This is a genomic window from Desertibaculum subflavum (assembly GCA_003576705.1).
Lineage (GTDB): Bacteria > Pseudomonadota > Alphaproteobacteria > Ferrovibrionales > Ferrovibrionaceae > Desertibaculum > Desertibaculum subflavum.
In genome coordinates this window covers 66,801-88,375 of record QOZS01000021.1, presented here as the reverse complement: position 1 = coordinate 88,375, position 21,575 = coordinate 66,801, and the positions used below count along the sequence as shown (strand labels likewise).

Here is a 21,575-nt window from a genome sequence, read left to right as displayed (position 1 = left end):
CGCCGGCGTCGGGCGCGGCGCCACCTCCACGGTGGCCACGGGCGGCGGCGCGGCGCTCGGAGTCTCGACCTTGGGCGCCTCGGCCTTGGGCGGATCGACCTTGGGCGGATCGGACGGCAGGGCGGCGAGCGGCTTGGGCGGCTCGACCGGCGCCGCGCGCTCGGCAAGCTTCCGTTCCGCGGGCGCGCGCTCGGCCAGCGGGCGCTCCGGCGGCGGCAGAATGTCCTCGACCTTGCTGCCGCGGCCGGCGGAGGCGCGCGGCATCTCGCCATCCACATGCGGCACTTTCAGGCCGCCGGCATCGGCGGGCGAGGTCTTCACCGGCCCGCCCTCGGCGGTGATGACGGGCAGAGCTTTCAGGTCGCCGCGGCGGACGCCGCGGTCATACACGTACCAGATGCCGGCGACGAAAGCGGCGATCACCACGGCCGCGACCGCAATCCCGATGCGTGGGCTGCGCCGCTGGTCCTCTACCGCTTCTCCCAAACCGAACACCGGCCGATCGGCCAGATCGGGCATCAGCGCATCTCCTCCAACGGCTCGACCCCGAGGACGGCGAGGCCGGACGCGATGGTCGTGGCGAGCGCCCGCACGAGCGCGAGCCGCGCCAGGGTGACAGCACGATCCTCGCGGCGGATGAACCGCAGCGAATCGTCGTCCTTCCCCTGATTCCACAACCCATGGAAGGCGGCTGCAAGCTCGGTGAGATAAAAAGCGATTCGGTGAGGCTCGTGCGCCAGCGCGGCCGACTCGACCGTGCGCGGCCAGCCGGCGATCAGCTTGATCAGGGCGAGCTCGGCCGGGTGCGCCAGCGGCGACAGGTCCTGGCTCGCCAGGGCGGCGGCGGAAACGTCTATTTCCGGCAGCTCCGCCACCGCGCCGCGCAGCACCGAATGCGCCCGGGCATGGGCGTATTGCACGTAGAAGACCGGATTGTCCTTCGACTGCTCGGTCACCTTGGCGAAGTCGAAATCCAGCGGTGCGTCATTCCGCCGCGTCAGCATGATGAAGCGGACGACGCCGCGGCCGACCTCGTCGACCACATCGCGGAGGGTGACGAAGCTGCCGGAGCGCTTCGACATGCGGACCGGCTGGCCGCGGTCCAGCAGGTTGACCAGCTGGCACACCTTGATGTCGAGATCGACCTTGCTCTCCGACAGGGCGGCGACCGCGGCCTTCAGCCGCTTCACATAGCCGCCGTGATCGGCGCCGAAGACGTTGATCAGCGAGGTGAAGCCGCGCCCGATCTTGTCGGCGTGATTGGCGACGTCGCCGGCGAAATAGGTCCAGCTGCCGTCCGACTTTCTCACCGCGCGGTCGACATCGTCGCCGAACCTGGTGGAGGCGAAGAGCAGCTGCGGGCGCGGCTCCCAGTCCTCCACCGTCTTGCCCTTCGGCGGCTCCAGCACGCCGGTATAGAGCAGGCCCCGGTCCTCCAGGATCTTCAGGCCCTTCTCGACGCCGCCGGCCTCCTGCAGGGCGCGCTCGGAGGTGAAGACCTCGTGGGCGATGCCGAGCACGGCGAGATCCTCGCGGATCAGCGCCATCATCGCCTCGATCGCCCTGGCCCGGAAATGGTCGAGCCAGGCGCTCTCCGGCTGATCGTGCCATTTGGCGCCTTCCTCGGCCGCGATGGCGGCGCCGACCGGCTTCAGGTAGTCGCCGGGATAGAGGCCCTCCGGAATGGTGCCGATATCGTGGCCGAGCGCCTCGCGGTAGCGGAGATAGGTCGAGCGCGCCAGCACGTCGACCTGGGCGCCGGCATCGTTGACGTAGTACTCGCGGACGACGCCATAGCCGGCCTTCTCCAGCAAGGCCGAGAGCGCGTCGCCGAACACCGCGCCGCGGCAATGGCCGACATGCAGCGGCCCGGTCGGATTGGCCGAGACATATTCGACATTGACCCGCTGGCCGCGCCCGATCGCGGCATCGCCATAGGCAACGCCCTGGCGCAGCGGCGCGCGCAGGGTCTCGCGCCAGACCTGATCGGTCAGGCGCAGGTTGATGAAGCCGGGGCCGGCGATCTCGACCTTGGTGACGCCGGGAACAGCGCGGAGCTCGGCGGCGATGCGCTCCGCCAGATCGCGCGGCTTCTGCCCGGCCGGCTTGGCCAAGACCATCGCCGCGTTGGTCGCGAGGTCGCCATGGGACGGGTCGCGCGGCGGCTCGACCGCGACATGCGCGGTGTCGAGCCCGGCCGGGACAGCGCCGGCGGCCCCCAAGCGGGTCACCGCCTCGACCACATGGCCACGGAAGAGTTGATAAGGATTCTGCATGCTATTGTAGTCCGAATGCGGGGCGGACCCTAGTCGTGGTGCCGGAGAGGGGCAAGACGGCGATCGGCCGCCCCGCTTGCGCCGTCAGCCCGCGTGATCATGCCTTCGCCTGAGAAAATCGCCGTCAGCGTCGAGCCGTTCCCCGGCCTTGCCACCATGACCGCGTGGTGGACCGGGCTGGAGCCGCGCGCGGCGCACAATTTCTATCTCACCTGGCACTGGATCGGCGCGCTGCTGGCCGAGGCCGCGATCCAGCCCCGCGTGGCGGTGGCGCGCGCCGGCGGGCGCATCGTCGGCCTCGGCCTGCTGCCGGCCGGCGAAGAGCGCCGCCACCGCGGCCTGCTCAAGCTCGGCAAGGTCTATCTGAACGAGACCGGCGATCCCGAGCAGGACATCAACTGCATCGAGTACAACGGCTTCCTGGTCGATGCCGCGCTGGGCGAGGCGGTGGAACGGGCCATGCTGCGCCATGTCGCGCTCGGCGATCCGGCGACGGTCGGCCTGCCCGCGTGGGACGAGTTCCGCTTCGGCGGCGTGCCGGTGCGCTACCGGGAACTGGCCGCCGAAACCGGGCTCCGCCTGCATCTGGTCGGCGAGCGGCCGACGGCGCGGGTCGACCTCGCCGCCATCCGCGCCTCCGGCAAGGGCTATCTCGACTGGCTCAGCTCGAACACGCGCTATCAGGCGCGCCGTGCCATGAAGCTCTATCGCGAGCGCGGGCCGCTGGCGCTCGACGTCGCGGCCACGGTCGAGGAGGCCTATGCCTTCCTCGACGGCATGGCGACGCTGCACCAGCCCTACTGGATCGCGCGCGGCAGCCGCGGCGCCTTCGGCTATCCGTTCCTGGTCGCCTTCCACAAGCGGGTGATCGCGACGGCGCTGCCTATGGGCGAAGTGGAGCTGCTGCGCATCCGCGTCGGGGATGAGCCGATCGGCTTCCTCTACAACTTCGTCCATCGCGGCTGGGTCGGCACCTATCTCTCGGGCTTCACCTACGAGGAGGACTCGAAGCTGAAGCCCGGCTATGTCGCCTATACGCTCTGCGTCGAGCGGCATCTCGGCCTGGACACGCAGGTGGTCGATTTCCTGGCCGGGGAGAACCGCTACAAGATGAGCCTCGGCCGCCGGGCCGAGGACATCGTGCATTTCGACCTGCAGCGCCCGCGCCTCAAGCTTCGCGTCGAGGACGCGGCGCGCGTGATCCGCAACCGCTATCTGCGGAAGGACACGGCGACTACGCCGGAGCCCGCCTGAGCGCGGCCGCGACGAGGTCGAGCCGGTCGTTGCCGAAATACATGTCCGTGCCGTCGACAAAGACGGTCGGCGAGCCGAAGCCGCCGCGCGCGATCAGCTCGTCGGTATTGGCGCGGAGCCTCGCCTTGGCGTCGTCGCCGGCCGCCGCCGCGAGAATCGCAGCCGGATCGAGACCGGCCTTCGCCGCCACATCGGCCACCACGTCGTCCTGGCTGATGTCCCGCATTTCACCCCAATAGGCCTCGAACGCGGCGCGGGCAAAGGGAACCAGGCGGCCCTGCGCATCGGCGAAGAAGCAGGCCCGCATCGCCTTCACGCTGTTGACGGGGAAGATCTTCTGCGGCCAGCGGATGGCGAGGCCGTAATGCCGCGCCCAGTCGGCCAGGTCCTTCAGCATATAGGCCTGCTTGGCCGGCACCGGCGTCTCGCGCGAGCGATAGACGGAGGGGTTCACGGTGTTGAACACGCCGCCGACCAGGAACGGCCGCCAGGTCACCGGCTGATCCAGCTCGGCCGAGAGCTGCACCATCCGGTGGAAGCCGAGATAGGTCCACGGGCTGGAACAGTCGAAGAAGAACTCGACTGTCGCCATCACTTAGAGCTTCGCCGCCTCGGCACCGAGAACCGCGGTGCGGAAGCGGTCGCGGAGGTAGTGGCCGTCCTTCGGCGGCAGGATCATCTCTTCCTGCTCCGCCTTCACCTTGATGACATGGAAGCAGGGACCGGCGAATTCGAGGATGGCGGGCTTGGCCGCCTCCAGCTCCGCCGCCGTCACCACTTTGCCGACGACCCGGATGCCGCAAGCTTCGGCGACGCCACAGAGGTCGACCCGGGCGGATGTGTGTGTGGTCTGGCCGCCGGTCTCGCCATAGCGCTCGTTGTCGAGCACGACGATGGAGAGGTTACCGGGCGCCTTCACTGCGATGGTGGCGAGCGCGCCCATGCCCATCAGCATCTCGCCGTCGCCGGTGATCACCAGCACGCGCTTGGAAGGCTGCGCCAGCGCGAGGCCCATGCCGATCATCGCGGCACCGCCCATGGCGCCCCAGAGCGGCATGAAATTGGGCCGGTCGCCGACCGCGGCGATGTCGTTCGACGGCGCGCCGAGGCCGCCGACAAGAAGGAGATCGGTGCGCTGACCGATCAGGCTCGCCACCACCTCGCGGCGGCGCAACGGATAGGCTTCGGCGCGAGCACGGTCCATGGTCATCCGATTATCTCCCAAAGCCCAATTAACGACCAAAACTCTTCGCGCCGATGACGCGCTGGCCGATCTGCACCGCACCGATGGCGCAACCCTCGAACACCATTCGACAGGCGCCGTCGACCACGTCGGCGGTGTCCTTGGCGTCGTCGATGCGGAAGACCAGCGAGCCGGATTGCTGCAGCACCGGTGCCGTCCCCTGCCCCATCGGGATCTGCCAGGGATTGAACTCCTTCCACTCGCCCCGCATGGTCACCAGCATCAGCAGTGGCAGGCCGCAGGTGCGCGGCAGGCTCAGCATGTTGATGCAATTGCCGACGCCGCTCGACTGCATAAGCAGCACGCCGCGCTCGCCGCCGAGCCAGGCGCCAGCCAGCATGGCGACGCCCTCCTCCTCGGTCGACAGCACCACCGTCTTCATCCGGTTGTCGGCCGCGCAGAGATCGATCAGCCCGGCATGGCCGGCATCCGGCACATAGGCCACCTGCTTCACGTCATAGGCCTTCAGCACGCGATAGATCTCGCGCTGCCAGGGCGTCGCTTCTGCCATCACTTCTTCTCCGGACCGGATTCTTTCAGGCGCGGCGGGCTCAACCCCGCCAGTGAACAGACATGATCGAGCAGCGCAGAGAAATCGCGCCCGGCGAAATCGCCGCTGCCCTTGGCGAGGCCCAGGCATTCGCGGATGGCCGCACCGGCGAAGACCGGCACGCCGGCCTTGCGCGCCGCCTCGACGCCGAGCGACATGTCCTTGTGCGCCAGCGCTATCTTGAAGCCGGGCGCGGTATCGCCGACCAGCACCTTGTTCGGCCAGGCCGTCTTCAGGTGGCCGTTGGTCGCGGTGGTGCCGTTGACGACATCCAAGGTCGTCGCGAGGTCGAGGCCGAAGGCACGCGCCAGCGCGAAGGCCTCGGCGTCGATCTGGCAGACAGCGATGGCGATGTAGTTGTTGACCAGCTTGGTGCGGATGCCGGTGCCGGGCGCGCCGCAATGGTGGATGGTGGTGCCCATCGCCTCCAGCAGCGGCCTGATGCGGCCGAAATCGTTGCCGCTGGCGCCGACCATGAACAGGCTCTCGCCGCGCTCCGCATGCATCACCAGCCGGCCGACCGGGGCGTCGGCAAAGCCGACGCCCTTCTCGCCCAGCGCCGCCGCGACCTTGTCGGTGGTCGCCGGGTCGACGGTACTCATGTCGACCACCAGCAGCCCGTCGCGGCCGGCACCGGCGATGCCGCCCTCGCCCAGCGCCACGGCCTCCACATCGGGCGAATCCGGCAGCATGGTGAAGACGATGTCGGCGCCCTCCACCACGTCGGCCACGCTCTTTGCCGCCTTGGCGCCGGCGGCGACCAGCGCCTGCACCGGCGCCGGGTTGACGTCGAACACGGTGAGCGCGAAGCCCTTGCGCACCAGGTTCGACGCCATGGGCCGCCCCATGGCGCCGAGCCCGATGAAGCCGATCCGCTCCATCGCTGTCATCAGCCCTTCGGCTGGGTGAAGCCGGCCGGTACGATCAGCGCGTTCTCCATGCTGGTGAGCAGGGCCGAGCTCTTCTTGCCGTATGCCTGCCAGGCCGGATCGGCGACCATGGCGGCGCGGCGCTTGGCCCGCTCCTCGACGCTCGGATAGGCCCAGAGGTGCAGCACTTGGTTCTGCATGCCGATATGGCTGGTGAACCAGCCGATATTGTGGCCGAGATGGCCGTTCTGGATCGCCATTCCCTCTTCCTGATAGAGCTTGACGAATTCCGGCAGCCGGCCGTGCTTGACGTGATAGGTGCGGAAATCGACCACGCCGATCGGGCCCGGATTGGTGTTCTTCATCGGGTAGAACGGCGCCGAGACCAAGATCTTGTTTTCCTGGGCGACCAGGGCGTCCTTGTTGCCGCCGATATAGGCCTGCCAGGCCGGGTCCTTGCCCATCGCCGCCCGCTTCTCCTCGCGCTCCGCCACGCTGTCCCAGGCCCAGAGATGGATCGAGCGGTTCAGGACGCCGACCTCGGTCGTGTAATAGCCGAGGCAGTTGAAGCCGTGCTTCTGCTGCACCGGAAAGCCTTCCTTGGCATAGCGCGCGACATAGCCCGGCAGCGCCCCCGGCGGCAGCGAATAGATCCGCACGTCCACGAACATCGTCATTCCTCCCCTGCACGGCGGCCCATATGGCCGGCGCGGAGTTTGCTTTAGAACCTGCCCCGAGACAACGCGCAGCTGATCAGGACCACCCATGCAGAAACCCGCCGTCAACGAGCCCCGCATCGACCCCGAGGAGATCCTGGAGGGCATCCGCCGTTGGGTGGAGGTCGAGACCCCGAGCCATGACGGCGTGGCGGTCAACAAACTGAACGACATTGTCGAGGCGGAGTTCGTGGCGCTCGGCGCCAAGGTCGAGCGGGTGCCCGGCCGCGACGGCTTCGGCGATGTGGTGATCGCCCGCAGCCCCTGGGGCGGCGACGGCCCCGGCATCCTGGTGCTGAGCCATCTCGACACCGTGCACCCGCATGGCTCGATCGACACGCCCGAGCTCAAATGGCGGCGCGAGGGCGACAGCGTCTTTGGCCCCGGCATCTACGACATGAAGGCCGGCGCCCATATGGCCTTCTATGCCTATCGCCACCTGCTGCGCCTGAACGAACAGAGCCAGCTGCCGATCACCTTCTGCTTCGTGCCCGAGGAAGAGGTCGGCAGCCCGACCTCGCGCGCCACCATCGAGCGCCTCGCCCGCAATGCCAAGCACGTGCTGGTCACCGAGCCCGCGCGCGACGGCGGCAAGATCGTGACCAGCCGCAAGGGCGTCGGCCGCTTCGTCATCAAGGCGCGCGGAAGGCCCGCCCATGCCGGCGTGCGCCACCAGGACGGCCGCAGTGCCATCCGCGAGATCGCCCATCAGATCCTCGCCGTCGAGGGCATGACGAATTACGACCGCGGCATCACCACCAATGTCGGCCTGATCACCGGCGGCACCGGCGTCAACGTGGTGCCGCAGGAATGCACGGCGGAAGTGGATCTCCGCGTGCCGGATCCGACCATCGCCGAGGAGATGTGCGCCCGTATCGGCGCGCTCACGGCGCGCGACCCGGACGTGCAGCTCAAGGTCGAAGGCGGCATGAACCGCCCGCCCTATACCAAGGATGCCGGTATCGCCGCCCTGTTCGACCACGCCAAAGCATTGGCGGCCGAGGTCGGCTTCGACCTGCAGGACGTGCCGCTCACCGGCGGCGGCAGCGACGGCAACTTCACCGCCGCGCTCGGCGTGCCCACGCTCGACGGGCTCGGCGCCGACGGCAAGGGCGCCCATACCGACTACGAGCAGATCTATTTCTCGTCGCTGGAGCCGCGCACCCGGCTGTGGGTGAAGCTGTTCGAGACGCTGAAATAGCTATCCGAAGGGCCGCGGCCGGCGCGGCGCCGGCGCGCCGGCATCGAGCCGGCAGTAGACCTGGCTGACGGTATCGGCTTCGCGCGTCCGGGTGGCGACCGCGCCGAAACTGGCGGCGTCCAGCCGGATCGGCGCGGTGCTCTGGCGTTGCGGCAGCGGCGGCGCGATCTCGCGCAGGCTTTCGGAGACCGCCGTGGTGACCCGACCGCGGCGCGGCGAGGCGGCCGTGGTGACGCCGACGATCCGGCCCGCGTTGTCCAGCACCGGCGCGCCGCTGATGCCGCCGATCGGCCCGTCGAATTCCGGCACGCGCGCGACTTCAGCCCAGACCAGCGCACGTTCGGGACGCGCGAGCCTTCGCCAATGCACCGTGGCGCGGCCGAGCAGCTCGGTTTGCACGCTGCCCGGCCGCGATTGCGGGTAGCCGATATGGAAGCCGTGCTGCGGCAGGCCGAGCGGCCGGTCGGAGAAGGCGAGCGCCGGGGCCGCGGCGTCCAGGCGGATGACGGCGACATCCGCGGCCACATGCGCCCGGATCTCCCGCGCCGGCTGCCACCTTCCATCGACGCTGACAAAAACGCGCCCGCATTCCTCGACGACATGCCGCGCCGTCGCCCAGATTCCCGGTCCGATGGCGAAGGCGGTGCCGGTGCTGTCGCCGGTTCGCGGTCCGCTGTCGCTGATTGCCACCGTCGGATCCGCCGGCGAGGGCGGCGGCAGCGGGCGGAGGCCTTGGGGCAGCGGCGGCGCGACAGCGATCTCGGTGCTGGCGGGCGGCACCGGTGGCGGCGCCCGGCGTGGTGCCTCGGGCCGGTTCTCCTCCGGCATCTGGAACCAGAGGAACAACAGGAAGACGCAAACGAAGACGATCTCGCCGAGCCAGCGCGACACCCCTGCCTCAGCCGGAGATCGCCGCCGCGTTGAGCGCGGCGGTGGCGAGGTTGGTCGAGGCAAGCGCGATAGCCGCCGCCACGTCGCCGGATCTGATCTTGTCTTCCAGGTTGCGGAAGACGAAGGCGGTCACGAGATAGGCGCCGATCTGCAGCACCAGCGCCACGACGCCCCAGACCGCGATGTCGAGCACGTTGACGCTGGCCTTCAGGCAGAAGGCGAGCGGAATGGCGAGGCCGAGCACCGCCGCGCCGAAGGCGATCGCGGCGGCGACATTGCCCTGCCGAATCAGCTCGGTCTCATGCACGGGCGTGACCCGGATATAGACCATCACCCCGATCACCAGCATGCCGAGCGCGGTGCCAAAATGGCTCAGGAAGACCGGCAGCGAGTTCCAGGCATTGGCGATCAGGGTTTCCAGCATCCGTTCCTCATGGGGCCACACGACCCGATTCCGGCGGACCGGAAGCTAACACAGAAAATTTGTGCGGAACGGGAACGGCAGATCCGGCCATTAAAAAGGCAGCCATGCGGCTGCCTCGCGCAAGGAATGGTCGGAGTGAGAGGATTCGAACCTCCGGCCCCTACGTCCCGAACGTAGTGCTCTACCAGGCTGAGCTACACTCCGGCATTCGGGATCCGACATCGCTTGCCGGCGGCCCTCGGGAAGGCGGTTCGTATAGCCGCTTCGCTTGCGGCCTTCAACGGGTTTCCGGGGGCTTTACCGGCTCAGTGCGCCCGATCGATGGAAAAGTCGATCGCCTCGATCATCGCGCTCTTCAGCTCGCCGTCCGGGAACAGGCCGAGGGCATCGCGCGCCATGGCGCCGTAATGCCGGGCCCGCTCGATGGTGGCGCGGAGCGTGCCGTGCCGCTCCATCAGCGCCAGCGCCTGTTCGAGGTCGCCCTCCTCCTGCTGGCGGCGTTCCAGGGTGCGCTTCCAGAAGGCCCGTTCCTTCGCGTCACCGCGGCGGAAGGCCAGGATCACCGGCAGGGTGATCTTGCCCTCCTTGAAATCGTCGCCGACATTCTTGCCGAAACTGGCGCTTCGCCCGGCATAGTCGAGCGCGTCGTCGACCAGCTGGAAGGCGATGCCGAGATTGCGGCCGTAGCTTTCCAGCGCGTCGCATTCGGCCTTGGGCCGGTCGGCGATCACGGCACCGACCCGGCAGGCGGCGGCGAACAAAGCCGCGGTCTTGGCCGCGATCACTTCGAGATAGGCGTCCTCCGAGGTCGCCGTGTCGTTCGAGGTGGTGAGCTGCTGCACCTCGCCCTCGGCGATCACCGCGGAAGCATTGCAGAGGATGCGCAGCACTTCGAGCGAACCGTCCTCGACCATCAGCTGGAACGAGCGGGTGAACAGGAAGTCGCCGACCAGCACCGAGGCTTCGTTGCCCCAGACGGTGTTGGCCGTCTTCTTGCCGCGGCGGAGCTCGCTCATGTCCACCACGTCGTCGTGCAGCAGGGTCGCGGTGTGGATGAATTCGACGCAGGCGGCGAGCAGCACCTGGCGGCTGCCGCGATAGCCGCAGAGCCGCGCGGCCGCGAGCGTGAGCATGGGGCGCAGCCGCTTGCCGCCGGAGGCGATGATATGGCCGGCGAGCTGCGGGATCAGCGGCACCCGGCTTTCCATCCGCTTGACGATCTCGACATTCACCCGGTCGAGATCGTCGCGCACCAGCGCGACCAGCGGCTCCAGCGAGGGCTTGCGTTCCGCCCCGCGATCCAAGGCGACGATAACGGCCACCCGCCCGACCTCTCCGGCTGTTGTGGCCGCGGCCGGAAAGCCGCGGACCTGACACTTCGGCCGGAGCATAGGCGCCGGCCCCGGGGGGTCAAGGCGCGGGGCGGAGGGGCCGGCCGGTACGGCATCACCGTTGCATGAGGGACGCCGGACCGAGAGGATCACCGGGTCGGGGTCCGGCTCCGGGAGGACGGCATGGATTGGGGCGAGGCACGCTTTCGCAACCACGCGCTGCTGGTGGTCGACATGCAGAACGACTTCGTGCGGGTGGGCGCGCCGCTCGAAGTGCCGGAGGCGCGGGCGACCATCGCCGCCAACCGCCGGCTGATCGATGCCTTCCGCGCGGCCGGCCGGCCGGTGGTGTTCACCCGCTTCCTGGCGACGCCGGAGCCGAGCCTGCTGTGGAACTGGTCGCCGGTCTGCGCGCCGCCGGTCAAATGCTGCTGGTCCGGGCATATGCGGCACTATCCCGATATCGACGGCACCCGCGACTGCGCGGCGGTGATCGACGAGCTGGCGCCCGCGCCGGGCGAGCTGGTGATCGACAAATACGGCTATGGCGCCTTCCACGGCACGCGGCTCGCCGGCGGCTTGCGCGAGCGCGGCATCGCCTCGCTCTTCGTCACCGGCACGGTGACCCAGATCTGCGTCGAGGAAACCGCGCGGGAGGCGTTCCACGAGGGCTTCCTCACCACCATCGTGTCGGACGCCGTCTCCACCTATCTCCCGCATCTCGGCGCCGCCACGCTGGAGAATTTCGGCCGCAAGTTCGGCTGGGTCGAGGCAAGCGCGGCGGTGCTGCCGCGCATCTGAGAGCCCCTCCCCCGACGAAGTCGGGGGAGGCTGGGTGGGGGTTTTCTTTTTTCTGAAGACTGTGCGGCGGCAAACCCCACCCCGGCCCTCCCCGTCCGGCGACGGGGAGGGAGAGGCAGAGGCGATCAGAACGTCTTCCAGTCGCCGGACTGCTCGAAGGCGAAGGCGGCGCGGTAGATGGTCGGCTCGTCGAAATGCTTGCCGATCAGCATGCAGCCGGCCGGCAGGCCGTCGATCATGCCGCAGGGGATCGACATCGCCGGATGGTGCGTCAGGTCGAACGGCGCCGTGTTGCCGATCATCTCCAACGCGCGCGCGACATATTCCTCGCGGCTGCAGCCGGGCTCCGGCAGCCTGGTCGCCTTCATCGGCGTGGTCGGCATCAACAGCAGGTCGTAGCTTGCCAGCGCCTTCTCGTAGGCGGCGGTGAGGCGGCGCACCAGGTTGATCGCCTTGCCGTAATAGCGCGAGCCGTGCTGGTTGCGGATATAGGTGCCGAGCATGGTGAAGAGCTTGGTCGTCTCCGACAGCTCGTTCGCCCGGCTGCGCCAGCCATGGTGCTTGTCCATCAGCGAGGTGACGTAGAGGTCCGGGCGGCTGACGCCATAGCCGTCGCCCCACATCATGGTCTGGGCCAGGCCCTCGGTGCCGATGGGCGTCCAGATCGCCGGGCCGACCAGGTGCATCGGGATCGACACTTCCTCCACCGTCGCGCCAAGCTTGGCGAAGCGCTTGGAGGCTTCCATCACCTTGGCGTCGACCGCCTTCTCGGAGACGGGAAGGCCGAAGCCTTCCTTCACCACGCCGATCTTCAGGCCCTTGATGTCGGCTTCCAGCGCCTTGGTATAGGGCTTCACCTTCGGCGCCTTGATGCGCGGGTCGTAGCCGTCGTCGCCGGCCAGCACTTCCAGCATCAGCGCGTTGTCGGCCACCGTCGCCGTCATCGGCCCGGTGTGATCGACGAAGATCTCGATCGGCATGATGCCGGTATAGGGAACCAGGCCCCAGGTCGGCTTCATGCCGTAGATGCCGCAGAACGAGGCGGGCATGCGGATCGAGCCGCCCTGATCGCCGCCGATCGCCATGTCGACCTCGCCGAGGCCGACCAGGGTGCCGGAGCCGGAGGACGAGCCGCCGGCCGAATAGCCCATCTTATGCGGGTTGTGCACCGCGCCGGTCGAGTTCGTGTGGCTGCCGCCGGAGAGGCAGAAATGCTCGCAATGCGCCTTGCCGAGGATGGTCGCGCCCTCGTCCAGCATGCGCGTCACGATGGTCGCGTCGATCTCCGGCACATAGCCTTCGAGCGTCGCGGCGCCGTTCATCATCGGCACGCCGGCCAGCATGACGTTGTCCTTCAGCGCCACCGTCTTGCCCTTGAGCTTGCCGGATGACGCGCCCTTGACCTCCGACTTCCAGTACCAGGCGTTGTATTTGTTCTCCTCCGGCGCCGGGCGGTAACCGGGCGTGCGCGGATATTTCACCGGCGGCAGCTCGTCCGGCATGGCGTCGACGATGTTGTAGGCCTCGACCGAGCCGGCAATGAGGCCGATGAAGGAGGCGATGTCGGTGTCGGTCAGGGACAGGCCCACCTCGGTCGCGACGGCTTTCAGCTGCTCCGGTGTCGGCACCTTCACGGTCATGCTGGCTCTCCCTTGCGGTTTGCCGCCGGCCGCAGCCGGCGGGTTGCGGTTGTCAGTGTCCGAAGCCCACGAATTCGCCGATCATGGCGGTGTCCTTCATCGCCGCCGCCTCGACCTCGCGGGTGATGCGGCCCTTCTGGATCAGCAGCACGCGATCCGACAGTGCCGAGATGAAGTCGAGATTCTGTTCGACCAGCACCAAAGTGAAGCCGGCGCGGCGATGGCGCAGCGCCAGCAAGGTGTCGATGATCTCGTCGATGATCGAGGGCTGGATGCCTTCGGTCGGCTCGTCGAGCAGGATCAGGCGCGGATCGGCGCAGAGCGAGCGCGCCAGGGCGAGCAGCTGCTGTTCGCCGCCGGAGAGCGCGCCGCCGGGGCGGTCGAGCAGCCGCTCCAGGCGCGGAAAATCCGCCAGCACGGCATCGAGTGCCTGGCTCTCGTTGCCCTGCCGCGCCGCGAAGCCCATGCGCAGGTTGTCGCGAACGGTCAAGGTCGGGAAGATCTCGCGCCCCTGCGGCACGAAGCCGAGGCCCGCCCGCGCCCGGTGATGGGTCGGCGCATGGGTGATATCGGCGCCGGCAAAGCGCACCTCGCCGGCGGTGGCCGGCAGATAGCCCATCAGAGTGCGCAACAGCGTCGTCTTGCCCATGCCGTTATGGCCGAGGATGCCGACGAACTCGCCTTCGCGGACCGCGAAGCTGATGCCGGCCAGGATCGGCACCTTGCCGTAGCCGGAAGCGAGACCCTGCACCGCGAGCAGGGTCATGCCGCCACCCGCTTGCCGAGATAGACGTCGCGCACGCGGGCGTCGCGCATCACCGCCTCGACATCGTCTTCCACCAGCACCGCGCCCTGATGGAAGACGGTGACCTTGCGCGCGATCATGCGGACGAACTGCATGTCGTGTTCGACCACGATCAGCGCCTGGGTGCGATTGATCTCGCGGATGATCGCCGCCAGTCGCTCGGTCTCCTCGTGCGTCATGCCGGCGGCCGGCTCGTCGAGCAGGATCAGCGCCGGCTCCGCCGCCAGCACGATCGCCAACTCCACCAGCTGGCGCTGACCGTGGGCGAGCTCACCGACGGCTCGCGCCGCGAGATCGGCGATGCCGACCCGGGCCATCGCCTCCTCGACGATCCGCGCGGTCATGCGGGGCGTGCGCCCGCGCCGGGCCGAGACCCAGATGTTCTCCTGCACCGAAAGCCCGTTGAAGACGTTGGGCACCTGGGTCTTGATGCCGACGCCGAGGCGGGCGATGTCGTGGCTGTTGAGGCCGGTGATTGGCTTGCCGCGGAACAGGATCTCCCCCGCCGTGGGGATGTACTGCCCGGTCAGGCATTTGAAGAAGGTGCTCTTGCCGGCGCCGTTCGGGCCGATCAGGCAGCGGAGCTCGCCTTCCTCCAGCAGGAAATCCACCTCGTTCACTGCGGTGACGCCGCCGAACCGCATCACCAGGTTGCGGGTCTCGAGCAGCGGCTTCATGCCCGCTTGCCTTCCGGCGCCGGCAGGATCACTTCCGGTGGCGTCCGTCGCCGGGCGCGAGCCATCAGCCAGGTCGAGAGATCGGCGAGGCCCGGCAGCAATCCCTTCGGCAGCAGCAGCACGACGAAGCAGAGGATGCCGCCCAGCACCAGCAGTGAATTGGCCCAGGGCACGGTCGAGATCCAGATCGACAGCGCCTGCAGGCCGAAGCACGCGAGCAGCGGACCGACGAAAGTGCCGACCCCGCCCGCCATCACCCAGATCAGCACCTTGGCCGACATCTCGAGCGAGAAGGCGTTGGGGTCGATGAACGACTGATAGGCGGCATAGAGCGCGCCGCCGAGGCCGGCAATGGCGCCGCCGATGGTGAAGACCAGCAGCTTGATCATCCGCACGTCGTAGCCGAGCAGCGAGGCGCGGACCTCGTTCTCCTTGACCGCCACCGAGAGCCGACCGAATCGCGTCGCCTGGATGAACTTGAGCAGCAGATAGGTTGCGATCAGGAAGAAGGCGGCGATGTAGAACACCTCGACCGGATCGAACATGCGGCTCGGATCGCCGGGCACGTTGAGCGGCGGCACCGATGGTATGCCGTTGAAGCCGCCGAGCCGCGCCGTGCCGATCATGTACTCCGGGCCTGCGGTGGAGTTGATCAGCTTCCAGATGATCAGGGTGAAGACGAGCGTCACTACGCCCAGATAGACGTCCGACAGCCGGCCATAGAACATGAAATAGCCGAGCGCCGCGGCGACGGTGGCCGCAATGAAGATCGCCATCAGGAATGGCACCGTCGTCTCGTTCATGTTGATGGCGGCGATGGCGAAGGTGTAGCCCCCGAGGCCGAAGAACGCGCCCTGGCCGAAGCAGAGGATGCCGCCGAGCCCCCAGATATAGGCGAGGCTGAGCGTGTAGATCCCGAGCACGACGTAGAGCGTGTACTGCATCACCTCGAAAGCATCGGCCACCATCGGAATCAGGATCGTGATGGCGATCCCGGCCGCGGTGGTCGCAAGCGTGCCGAGCAGAAAACGAGGGACCATCAGAGGCTCCTCCGGAAGAACCGACCGGTAATGCCCTGCGGCAGGATGCGGAGCAGCACCACGGCGATGAACAGCAGGGCCACGTCGCCGATCACCGGCGTGGTGGCGAAAGTGGTGAGCTGGCTGACGCTGCCGAGCAGGGTCGAGGCCGATCCGGTGCCGGCGACGATGGCGGCGCCGCCGGTGATCACGGTGATGAAGGCCTGCGCGATGAAGGCGATGCCCATGGTGGGCACCACGCCGGTGATCGGCGCCAGCACGCCGCCGGCGAGCCCGGTCAGCGCCGCGCCGATGCCGAAGGTGACCATGTAGATCCTGGGCGGACTGAGGCCCAGCGCCGCCGCCATGTTGGGGTTCTGCATGGTGCCGCGGGCGATCAGCCCGAGCCGGGTGAAGCGGAGCACGGCGACGGTGGCGGCGAGCAGCACCGCGCCGACCAGGATGATGAAGAGCGAATAACCGGCCACGCGGAAGCGGCCGATCTCGAACGAGCCGACCGAGACCGAGACGCCCTCCAGCGTGTTGCCGAACACCACGGTGACGAAGCCGACGATGAACAGCGACAAGCCCCAGGTGGCGAGCAGGGTGTCGAGCATGCGGCCGTAGAGGAAGCGGATGAAGCAGCGCTCAATCGCCACACCGACCAGTCCGACGACCAGCGGCGCCAGCACCAGCATGGCGACCCAGGTGTTGATGCCGGCCTTGGCCGAGAGCACCACCGTGTAGCCGCCCAGCATCAGGAACTCGCCATGGGCGATGTTCACGATGCGCATCATGCCGAAGATGATCGCGAGCCCGATGCTGATCAGCACCAGGCCCGCAATCGCGCGGAGCACCTCGATCAGGACGACCAGCCCGTAATCCATGCGTGGGGCTCCGGTTACTCTGGACTTACAGCTTGATCTGGTAGTGCTGGTTCTCGTTTGGGTTCTTCTTCAGGTCGCAGACCGCCTGCGTATCGGCCGGCGGCTGCTGCGCGAAGCTCTCCAGGATGACGAATTCCCGGTTCTTCAGGTCGGCGAGGTAGACGTCGCGCGTCACGTGGTGGGTGACGGGATCGATCGTCACCTTGCCGGAGGGCATGTCGAGGCTGATGCCGCTTTCCAGCGCCTCGATCACCTTCATGCGGTCGAGCGTGCCGGCCTTCTTCACCCCGGCGGCCCAGAGCATCATGCCCTCGTAGGTGCAGACCGAGAGCTCGGTCAGCAGCGGGCCGTTGCCGGCCGGCGGCGCGGCGCCGAGCTTGGCCTGCACCTTGGCCTTGAACGCCTTGTTGGCCGGCGTGTCGATGGTCGGGTAGTAGCCGTAGCAGGAGATGATGCCTTCGCTCTCCTCCGGGGTGATCAGGATCGGCTCCGTCCCGCCGGCGCCGAATGTGGTGGAGGCGATCGGGATCTGCTTCTTCATGCCGGCGGCGGCCCATTGCCGGTAGAAGCCGAGATGGGCGGCGCCGACCAGGACCGACATGACAAGGTCGGGCTTGGCCGCCTGGATCTTCTGAATGGTCGGGCCGAAATTGGTGACGTCGAGCGGGAAGAAGTCGGTCGACAGCACCTGACCGCCATTCTCCTCGACATACTTCTTCACCCAGGCCGAGGTGATCTGGCCATAATTGTAGTCGGCCGCGATGGTGTAGACCTTCTTGCCCCATTTCTTCATCACGTGCGGCACCAGCTTCTGCACGGTCTGCGCCGGCGTGGTGCCGGTGCAGAAGCAGTTGCGGTCGCAGACGCCGCCCTCGTAGAGGGTGTTGTAGAAATAGAGCGTATTGAAGCGGCGGAGCGCCGGGCGGATCACTTCGCGGCTGGCCGAGGTGATGCCGCCATGCACCACCGAGACCTTGTCCTTCAGCGCCACCTGCTGGGCGAGCGACGCATAGAGCTGCATGTTCGATTGCGTGTCGGCGCCGATCAGCTTGAGCTTGCGGCCGAGCAGACCGCCCTGCGCGTTGATCTCGTCGACCGCGAAGCCCAGCACCTGTTGCATCGGCTTGCCGGCGAAGTCGAGACCGCCGGTCTCGTCATGCAGGCCACCCACCAGAATGTCGGCGCCTTGCGCCGTCGCAAACTTCGGCATCAACGCGGATGCGCCGAGCATCGCGCCCGATGCTGCCGATGCCTTCAGAAATCCCCTGCGGTCGATGCCCATACGTCACCCGTCCCCTTGTTGGTCGCGCCTTGCACCTCCCTGATCATGATTCGTCATTTGTTGCTTTTTCAAGTATATTCTTTTCGGTCCTTCCACGGCGAGGCTAGTAGCTCGCAACAACCCTGAAATCGAAGTCATCCGCAGCCGCAAGGTGCACGACGTGACGCTCGCCCATCTCGATGGCCGGCCGCTGGCGCCGCGCCGTGCGCACGCGCGTTCGTCGCATTCCGCTGGCATGCAGGACGCGCGCGCCGATATACCCGTTCGCATTGGCGATGGCGGCGAGCGTGTGGAAGCCCTCGTAGCAGGATTGCCCGAAGGCGTTCGGCGGCGGCGCCGCTTCGCCGAAGCAATCGTGATAGCTCTCGAGAAAGCTCGCATTGGCGGCCGAGCGCACGGTGGAGAAATAGCTGGAGGCGACCAGCAGGCCCTCCACGTTCTCCGGGCCGAGCGCGTAGAGCACCGTCTCGTCGGTCGCGAGGGCGAAGCGCCGCACCTGGCCGGCCAGGCCGGCAGCGACGAAGGCCCGGTGGAACCGCACACCTTCCAGGCCGAGCAGCAGCATGATGACGGTATCGGCGCGCCGCCGGCGGATAGCATCGAAGATCGGCTCGTAATCCGTGGTGTCGAACGGCAGGAGCTGCTCGCCGACCACGCTGCCGCCCAGCGACTGCACGATCGAACGGATCTTCGGCAGCGACACCCGCGGCCAGACATAGTCGTTGCCGAGCAGGAAGAAGCGGGAGGCGCCGCGATGCTCGCGCAGCCAGGCAATGCCGGGACGTCCCAGATCGGCCGCCGTGTCGCCGATCGCCAGCACGCCGGCGCCGATATCGCCGCCTTCATGCTGCGGCGTGTAGATGTAGGGCACGCGGCCGCGCAAGGTGGCCATCACGCTCTGGCGGATGTCGCTCGGATGCATGCCGACGATGGCGGTGACCTCGTCGAGCTCGACCAGCGACGCCGTCTCGATCGCCGCCGCTTCGGCCGTGGCGCCGCAATCGCCGATCACGAGGTCGATGGCACGCCCGAGGATGCCGCCGCGGGCGTTGATCTCGGCCACGGCGAGCATCGCGCTGGCCTCGCAGGATTCCGACCAAATGCCGGCCGGCCCGCTTCTCGGAATGAGCAGCCCAATCTTGGTCCGACGCACGACCGCCTCCATGCAGGGCTACGCGGCGTCTACAGCCTGCGGATGGTCAGAGCTCGCCTGAATCCAGACCCAAGAACCGTGCCAATTTGCCGACCGTGTCGGCGCGGCGCGCTGGTCGCTCCCCGCTTCCTCTTGATTTCTCGCGCGCGGACCAATTCTGCACCCCGGCGGTGCGCTGCGCCGGACAAGGACGCTGCCCCATTTCGCGCCGCTTGAGAATTGCCGGCCCAGAAACTGAGCAAACAGCAAGCCGACTGACGATGTAAGGGCGAATCAGTTGAACCGGGCGGCCTCCCTCCGCTATCTACTTTCCGGGGAAACCAATGAAACACCAACAGTTGGGAACGGCACCGTGGGTACCGATAGCTTGCAGGATCACCTCGCCTACCTGATCGCCAGCGTCAATCGGCAGCTCGAGGAGGAGCTGGTCGAGAAGCTGCGCCCGCAGGGCATTCCGCTCGAACAGTCGCGCATTCTCGGGATTCTGGCCGACGGCAAGGGACGGCCGATGACCGAGCTCGCTGCCCAGGTGCTGGTGGAAGCGCCGACCCTGACCAAGATCATCGACCGCATGGTCGCCCAGTCGCTGGTCTACCGCGCGCCCGACCCGGCCGACCGCCGCCGCGTGCTGATCTTCCCGACCCGGCGGGGCGTCACCACCTGGCGGCGCATCCGCGACATCTCGCGCGCCCAGCAGCAGCGCATCATGGGCCGGCTGAAGCCCGCCGATGCCCAGCGGCTCGCCACGCTGCTGCGAGGTCTTGTCCCCCCGGACGCATGAAGGCGCCGCCGTTGCGCCCGGCGCCGCTCGACCGCTAAGGTCCGCCCAGGCCGCAGGCCATTATCGATAACGGGGAGAGAGCAATGAACGATCTGCCGGGCGTGCGGCTGACGGGCGCGATGAAGCCGGGTTACGACACGGTGCTGACGCCGGAAGCCCTCGCCTTCGTGGTTGCCCTTCAGCGCAAGTTCAATGCCCGCCGCCTCGCCCTGCTGGAGCGCCGCGCCACCCGCCAGGCTCGGCTGGATGCGGGCGAGAAGCCGGATTTTCTGCCCGAGACCAAGGCGATCCGCGAGGCCGACTGGACCGTGGCGCCGCTGCCGCCCGACCTGCTGGACCGCCGGGTCGAGATCACCGGGCCGGTCGACCGCAAGATGATCATCAACGCGCTGAATTGCGGCGCCAATGTCTTCATGGCCGATTTCGAGGACGCGACCACGCCCTCCTGGTCAAACCAGGTCGAAGGCCAGATCAACCTGCGCGACGCGATCAAGCGCCAGATCGACTTCACCGAGGCCTCGACCGGCAAGGCCTACAAGCTGAACCCGAAACATGCCGTGCTGCTGGTCCGCCCGCGCGGCTGGCACCTGCCGGAGCGGCATGTCGAGGTCGACGGCCAGCCGATGTCGGGCTCGCTGTTCGATTTCGGCCTCTACTTCTTCCACAATGCGCGGCAGCTCGTCGCCAACGGCACCGGGCCGTATTTCTACCTGCCGAAGATGGAGAGCCATCTCGAGGCCAGGCTCTGGAACGATGTGTTCGTGGAGGCGCAAGGCCGGCTCGGCATCCCGCGCGGCACCATCAAGGCGACGGTGCTGATCGAGACCATCCTCGCCACCTTCGAGATGGACGAGATCCTGTACGAGCTGCGCGACCACTCCGCCGGCCTGAATTGCGGCCGCTGGGACTACATCTTCTCCTTCATCAAGAAGTTCGCCGAGGCGCCCTGGGCGGTGATGCCCGACCGCGCCCAGGTGACCATGACGACGCATTTCCTGCGCTCCTACAGCCAGCTCGTCATCAAGACCTGCCATCGCCGCAATGTGCATGCGATGGGCGGCATGGCGGCGCAGATCCCGATCAAGGACGATACCGCCGCCAACGACGCGGCAATGGAGAAGGTGCGCGCCGACAAGAAGCGCGAGGCCGGCGACGGCCATGACGGCACCTGGGTGGCGCATCCCGGGCTGGTCGCCATCGCCAAGGCCGAGTTCGACGCCGTGATGAAAACGCCGAACCAGCTCGCCAAGAAGCGCGAAGACGTGAAGGTGACGCCGGCCGACCTGATCAAGGTGCCGGAAGGCCAGATCACCGAGGCGGGCCTGCGGCAGAACATCAATGTCGGCATCGGCTATACCGAAGCCTGGCTGCGCGGCGTCGGCTGCGTGCCGCTCTACAACCTGATGGAAGATGCGGCGACGGCAGAGATCAGCCGCGCGCAAGTGTGGCAGTGGGTGCGCCACAAGGCCAAGCTCGCCGACGGCCGCCCGATCGATCTCGCACTGTGTCGGCAGGTGATCAAGGAAGAGCTGGAACGAACCCGCGGCCAGGTCGGCGACAACCGCTACAAGGCCGGCCGCTACGAGGACGCCGCCAAGCTGCTCGACAACCTGATCGCCGGCGAGAAGTTCACCGAGTTCCTGACGCTGCCGGCCTACGACAGGATCGTCAGCGAAGGCGCGTAGTCGCCGCTACTCCTCCCCCGACGAAGTCGGGGGAGGTTGGGTGGGGGTTTTCTCTTTTCCGCTATCGGCGGCGCGGCCGCAAACCCCACC

General features: G+C 67.8%; 21 protein-coding genes, 1 tRNA gene and 1 pseudogene. 5 read left to right on the top strand and 18 right to left on the bottom strand.

Translation table 11 applies throughout. From position 1 onward, the window contains the following. Together DT074_RS13180 and argS are read right to left on the bottom strand one after the other, a co-directional pair. Positions 1–519, bottom strand: a pseudogene (locus DT074_RS13180) (hypothetical protein); the annotation flags it as partial. Continuing rightward, a complete protein-coding gene (gene argS / locus DT074_RS13175) occupies positions 519–2,276 on the bottom strand; it encodes an arginine--tRNA ligase (RefSeq protein ID WP_119420314.1) in 1,758 nt (585 codons plus the stop codon). The gene argS and the pseudogene DT074_RS13180, both read right to left, overlap by 1 nt. 99 nt (positions 2,277–2,375) lie before the next feature. On the opposite strand from argS, the gene DT074_RS13170 reads away from it, so the two are divergent. Continuing rightward, positions 2,376–3,530: a GNAT family N-acetyltransferase gene (locus DT074_RS13170; RefSeq protein WP_162914875.1), complete on the top strand. Its 1,155-nt coding sequence runs from the start codon at positions 2,376–2,378 to the stop codon at positions 3,528–3,530. Here the strand turns inward: DT074_RS13170 and DT074_RS13165 are convergent. Genes DT074_RS13165 through DT074_RS13145 form a run of 5 tightly spaced genes read right to left on the bottom strand, consistent with a single transcriptional unit; the run spans position 3,511 to position 6,869 of the window. Then, the gene (locus DT074_RS13165) at positions 3,511–4,122 is read right to left on the bottom strand and encodes a 2-hydroxychromene-2-carboxylate isomerase (protein ID WP_119420312.1); all 612 of its coding nucleotides are present in this window, start codon (positions 4,120–4,122) and stop codon (positions 3,511–3,513) included. The genes DT074_RS13170 and DT074_RS13165 overlap by 20 nt on opposite strands. 3 nt (positions 4,123–4,125) lie before the next feature. Further along, complete coding sequence (locus DT074_RS13160; RefSeq protein WP_119420323.1) at positions 4,126–4,734, bottom strand: thiamine pyrophosphate-dependent enzyme; 609 nt, start codon at positions 4,732–4,734, stop codon at positions 4,126–4,128. A gap of 28 nt (positions 4,735–4,762) precedes the next feature. Further along, positions 4,763–5,284 carry a thiamine pyrophosphate-binding protein gene (locus DT074_RS13155; protein ID WP_119420311.1) on the bottom strand — a complete coding sequence of 174 codons (522 nt, stop codon included), beginning with the start codon at positions 5,282–5,284 and terminating at the stop codon, positions 4,763–4,765. Next, complete coding sequence (locus DT074_RS13150; RefSeq protein WP_368744649.1) at positions 5,284–6,213, bottom strand: NAD(P)-dependent oxidoreductase; 930 nt, start codon at positions 6,211–6,213, stop codon at positions 5,284–5,286. Before DT074_RS13150 ends, DT074_RS13155 begins: the two co-directional genes overlap by 1 nt. After that, on the bottom strand, positions 6,213–6,869 hold the full coding sequence (locus DT074_RS13145) for an NIPSNAP family protein (RefSeq protein ID WP_162914874.1): 657 nt from the start codon (positions 6,867–6,869) through the stop codon (positions 6,213–6,215). Before DT074_RS13145 ends, DT074_RS13150 begins: the two co-directional genes overlap by 1 nt. Before the next feature lie 88 nt (positions 6,870–6,957). Here DT074_RS13145 and DT074_RS13140 point away from each other — a divergent pair, with 88 nt between their 5' ends. Next, complete coding sequence (locus DT074_RS13140) at positions 6,958–8,109, top strand: M20 family metallopeptidase (RefSeq protein WP_119420309.1); 1,152 nt, start codon at positions 6,958–6,960, stop codon at positions 8,107–8,109. On the opposite strand, the gene DT074_RS13135 is transcribed toward DT074_RS13140, so the two are convergent. The 4 genes from DT074_RS13135 to DT074_RS13120 form a co-directional block, all read right to left on the bottom strand. Next, entirely contained in the window at positions 8,110–9,000 is an 891-nt protein-coding gene (locus DT074_RS13135) for a S1 family peptidase (RefSeq protein WP_119420308.1), read from the bottom strand. It lies immediately after the preceding gene. Positions 9,001–9,007: 7 nt separating this feature from the next. Continuing rightward, complete coding sequence (locus DT074_RS13130) at positions 9,008–9,424, bottom strand: DUF350 domain-containing protein (RefSeq protein WP_119420307.1); 417 nt, start codon at positions 9,422–9,424, stop codon at positions 9,008–9,010. A 127-nt stretch (positions 9,425–9,551) separates the two neighbouring features. Beyond that, positions 9,552–9,628, bottom strand: a tRNA-Pro gene (locus DT074_RS13125). 101 nt (positions 9,629–9,729) lie between these two features. Beyond that, on the bottom strand, positions 9,730–10,746 hold the full coding sequence (locus tag DT074_RS13120) for a polyprenyl synthetase family protein (RefSeq protein WP_119420306.1): 1,017 nt from the start codon (positions 10,744–10,746) through the stop codon (positions 9,730–9,732). Positions 10,747–10,938: 192 nt separating this feature from the next. Here DT074_RS13120 and DT074_RS13115 point away from each other — a divergent pair, with 192 nt between their 5' ends. Beyond that, positions 10,939–11,556 (top strand): cysteine hydrolase family protein, encoded by a 618-nt coding sequence (locus tag DT074_RS13115; RefSeq protein ID WP_119420305.1) that lies wholly within the window; start codon positions 10,939–10,941, stop codon positions 11,554–11,556. Positions 11,557–11,681: 125 nt separating this feature from the next. Here the strand turns inward: DT074_RS13115 and DT074_RS13110 are convergent, their stop codons facing one another. From DT074_RS13110 to DT074_RS13080, 7 genes are all read right to left on the bottom strand, one after another. After that, entirely contained in the window at positions 11,682–13,196 is a 1,515-nt protein-coding gene (locus DT074_RS13110; protein ID WP_119420304.1) for an amidase, read from the bottom strand. Positions 13,197–13,248: 52 nt separating this feature from the next. Then, the gene (locus DT074_RS13105; RefSeq protein ID WP_119420303.1) at positions 13,249–13,962 is read right to left on the bottom strand and encodes an ABC transporter ATP-binding protein; all 714 of its coding nucleotides are present in this window, start codon (positions 13,960–13,962) and stop codon (positions 13,249–13,251) included. After that, positions 13,959–14,678 (bottom strand): ATP-binding cassette domain-containing protein, encoded by a 720-nt coding sequence (locus DT074_RS13100; protein WP_119420302.1) that lies wholly within the window; start codon positions 14,676–14,678, stop codon positions 13,959–13,961. Before DT074_RS13100 ends, DT074_RS13105 begins: the two co-directional genes overlap by 4 nt. Next, positions 14,675–15,718, bottom strand: coding sequence for an ABC transporter permease subunit (locus tag DT074_RS13095; protein ID WP_119420301.1), 1,044 nt, complete (start codon positions 15,716–15,718; stop codon positions 14,675–14,677). Before DT074_RS13095 ends, DT074_RS13100 begins: the two co-directional genes overlap by 4 nt. Further along, on the bottom strand, positions 15,718–16,584 hold the full coding sequence (locus tag DT074_RS13090) for a branched-chain amino acid ABC transporter permease (protein ID WP_119420300.1): 867 nt from the start codon (positions 16,582–16,584) through the stop codon (positions 15,718–15,720). Before DT074_RS13090 ends, DT074_RS13095 begins: the two co-directional genes overlap by 1 nt. 25 nt (positions 16,585–16,609) lie before the next feature. After that, entirely contained in the window at positions 16,610–17,866 is a 1,257-nt protein-coding gene (locus tag DT074_RS13085; RefSeq protein WP_119420299.1) for an ABC transporter substrate-binding protein, read from the bottom strand. Positions 17,867–17,969: 103 nt separating this feature from the next. Then, a complete protein-coding gene (locus DT074_RS13080) occupies positions 17,970–19,031 on the bottom strand; it encodes a substrate-binding domain-containing protein (protein WP_119420298.1) in 1,062 nt (353 codons plus the stop codon). A 340-nt stretch (positions 19,032–19,371) separates the two neighbouring features. Here DT074_RS13080 and DT074_RS13075 point away from each other — a divergent pair, with 340 nt between their 5' ends. Together DT074_RS13075 and aceB are read left to right on the top strand one after the other, a co-directional pair. After that, complete coding sequence (locus DT074_RS13075) at positions 19,372–19,800, top strand: MarR family winged helix-turn-helix transcriptional regulator (RefSeq protein ID WP_119420297.1); 429 nt, start codon at positions 19,372–19,374, stop codon at positions 19,798–19,800. Positions 19,801–19,883: 83 nt separating this feature from the next. Next, the gene (gene aceB / locus DT074_RS13070) at positions 19,884–21,485 is read left to right on the top strand and encodes a malate synthase A (RefSeq protein WP_119420296.1); all 1,602 of its coding nucleotides are present in this window, start codon (positions 19,884–19,886) and stop codon (positions 21,483–21,485) included. Positions 21,486–21,575: the final 90 nt, after the last annotated feature.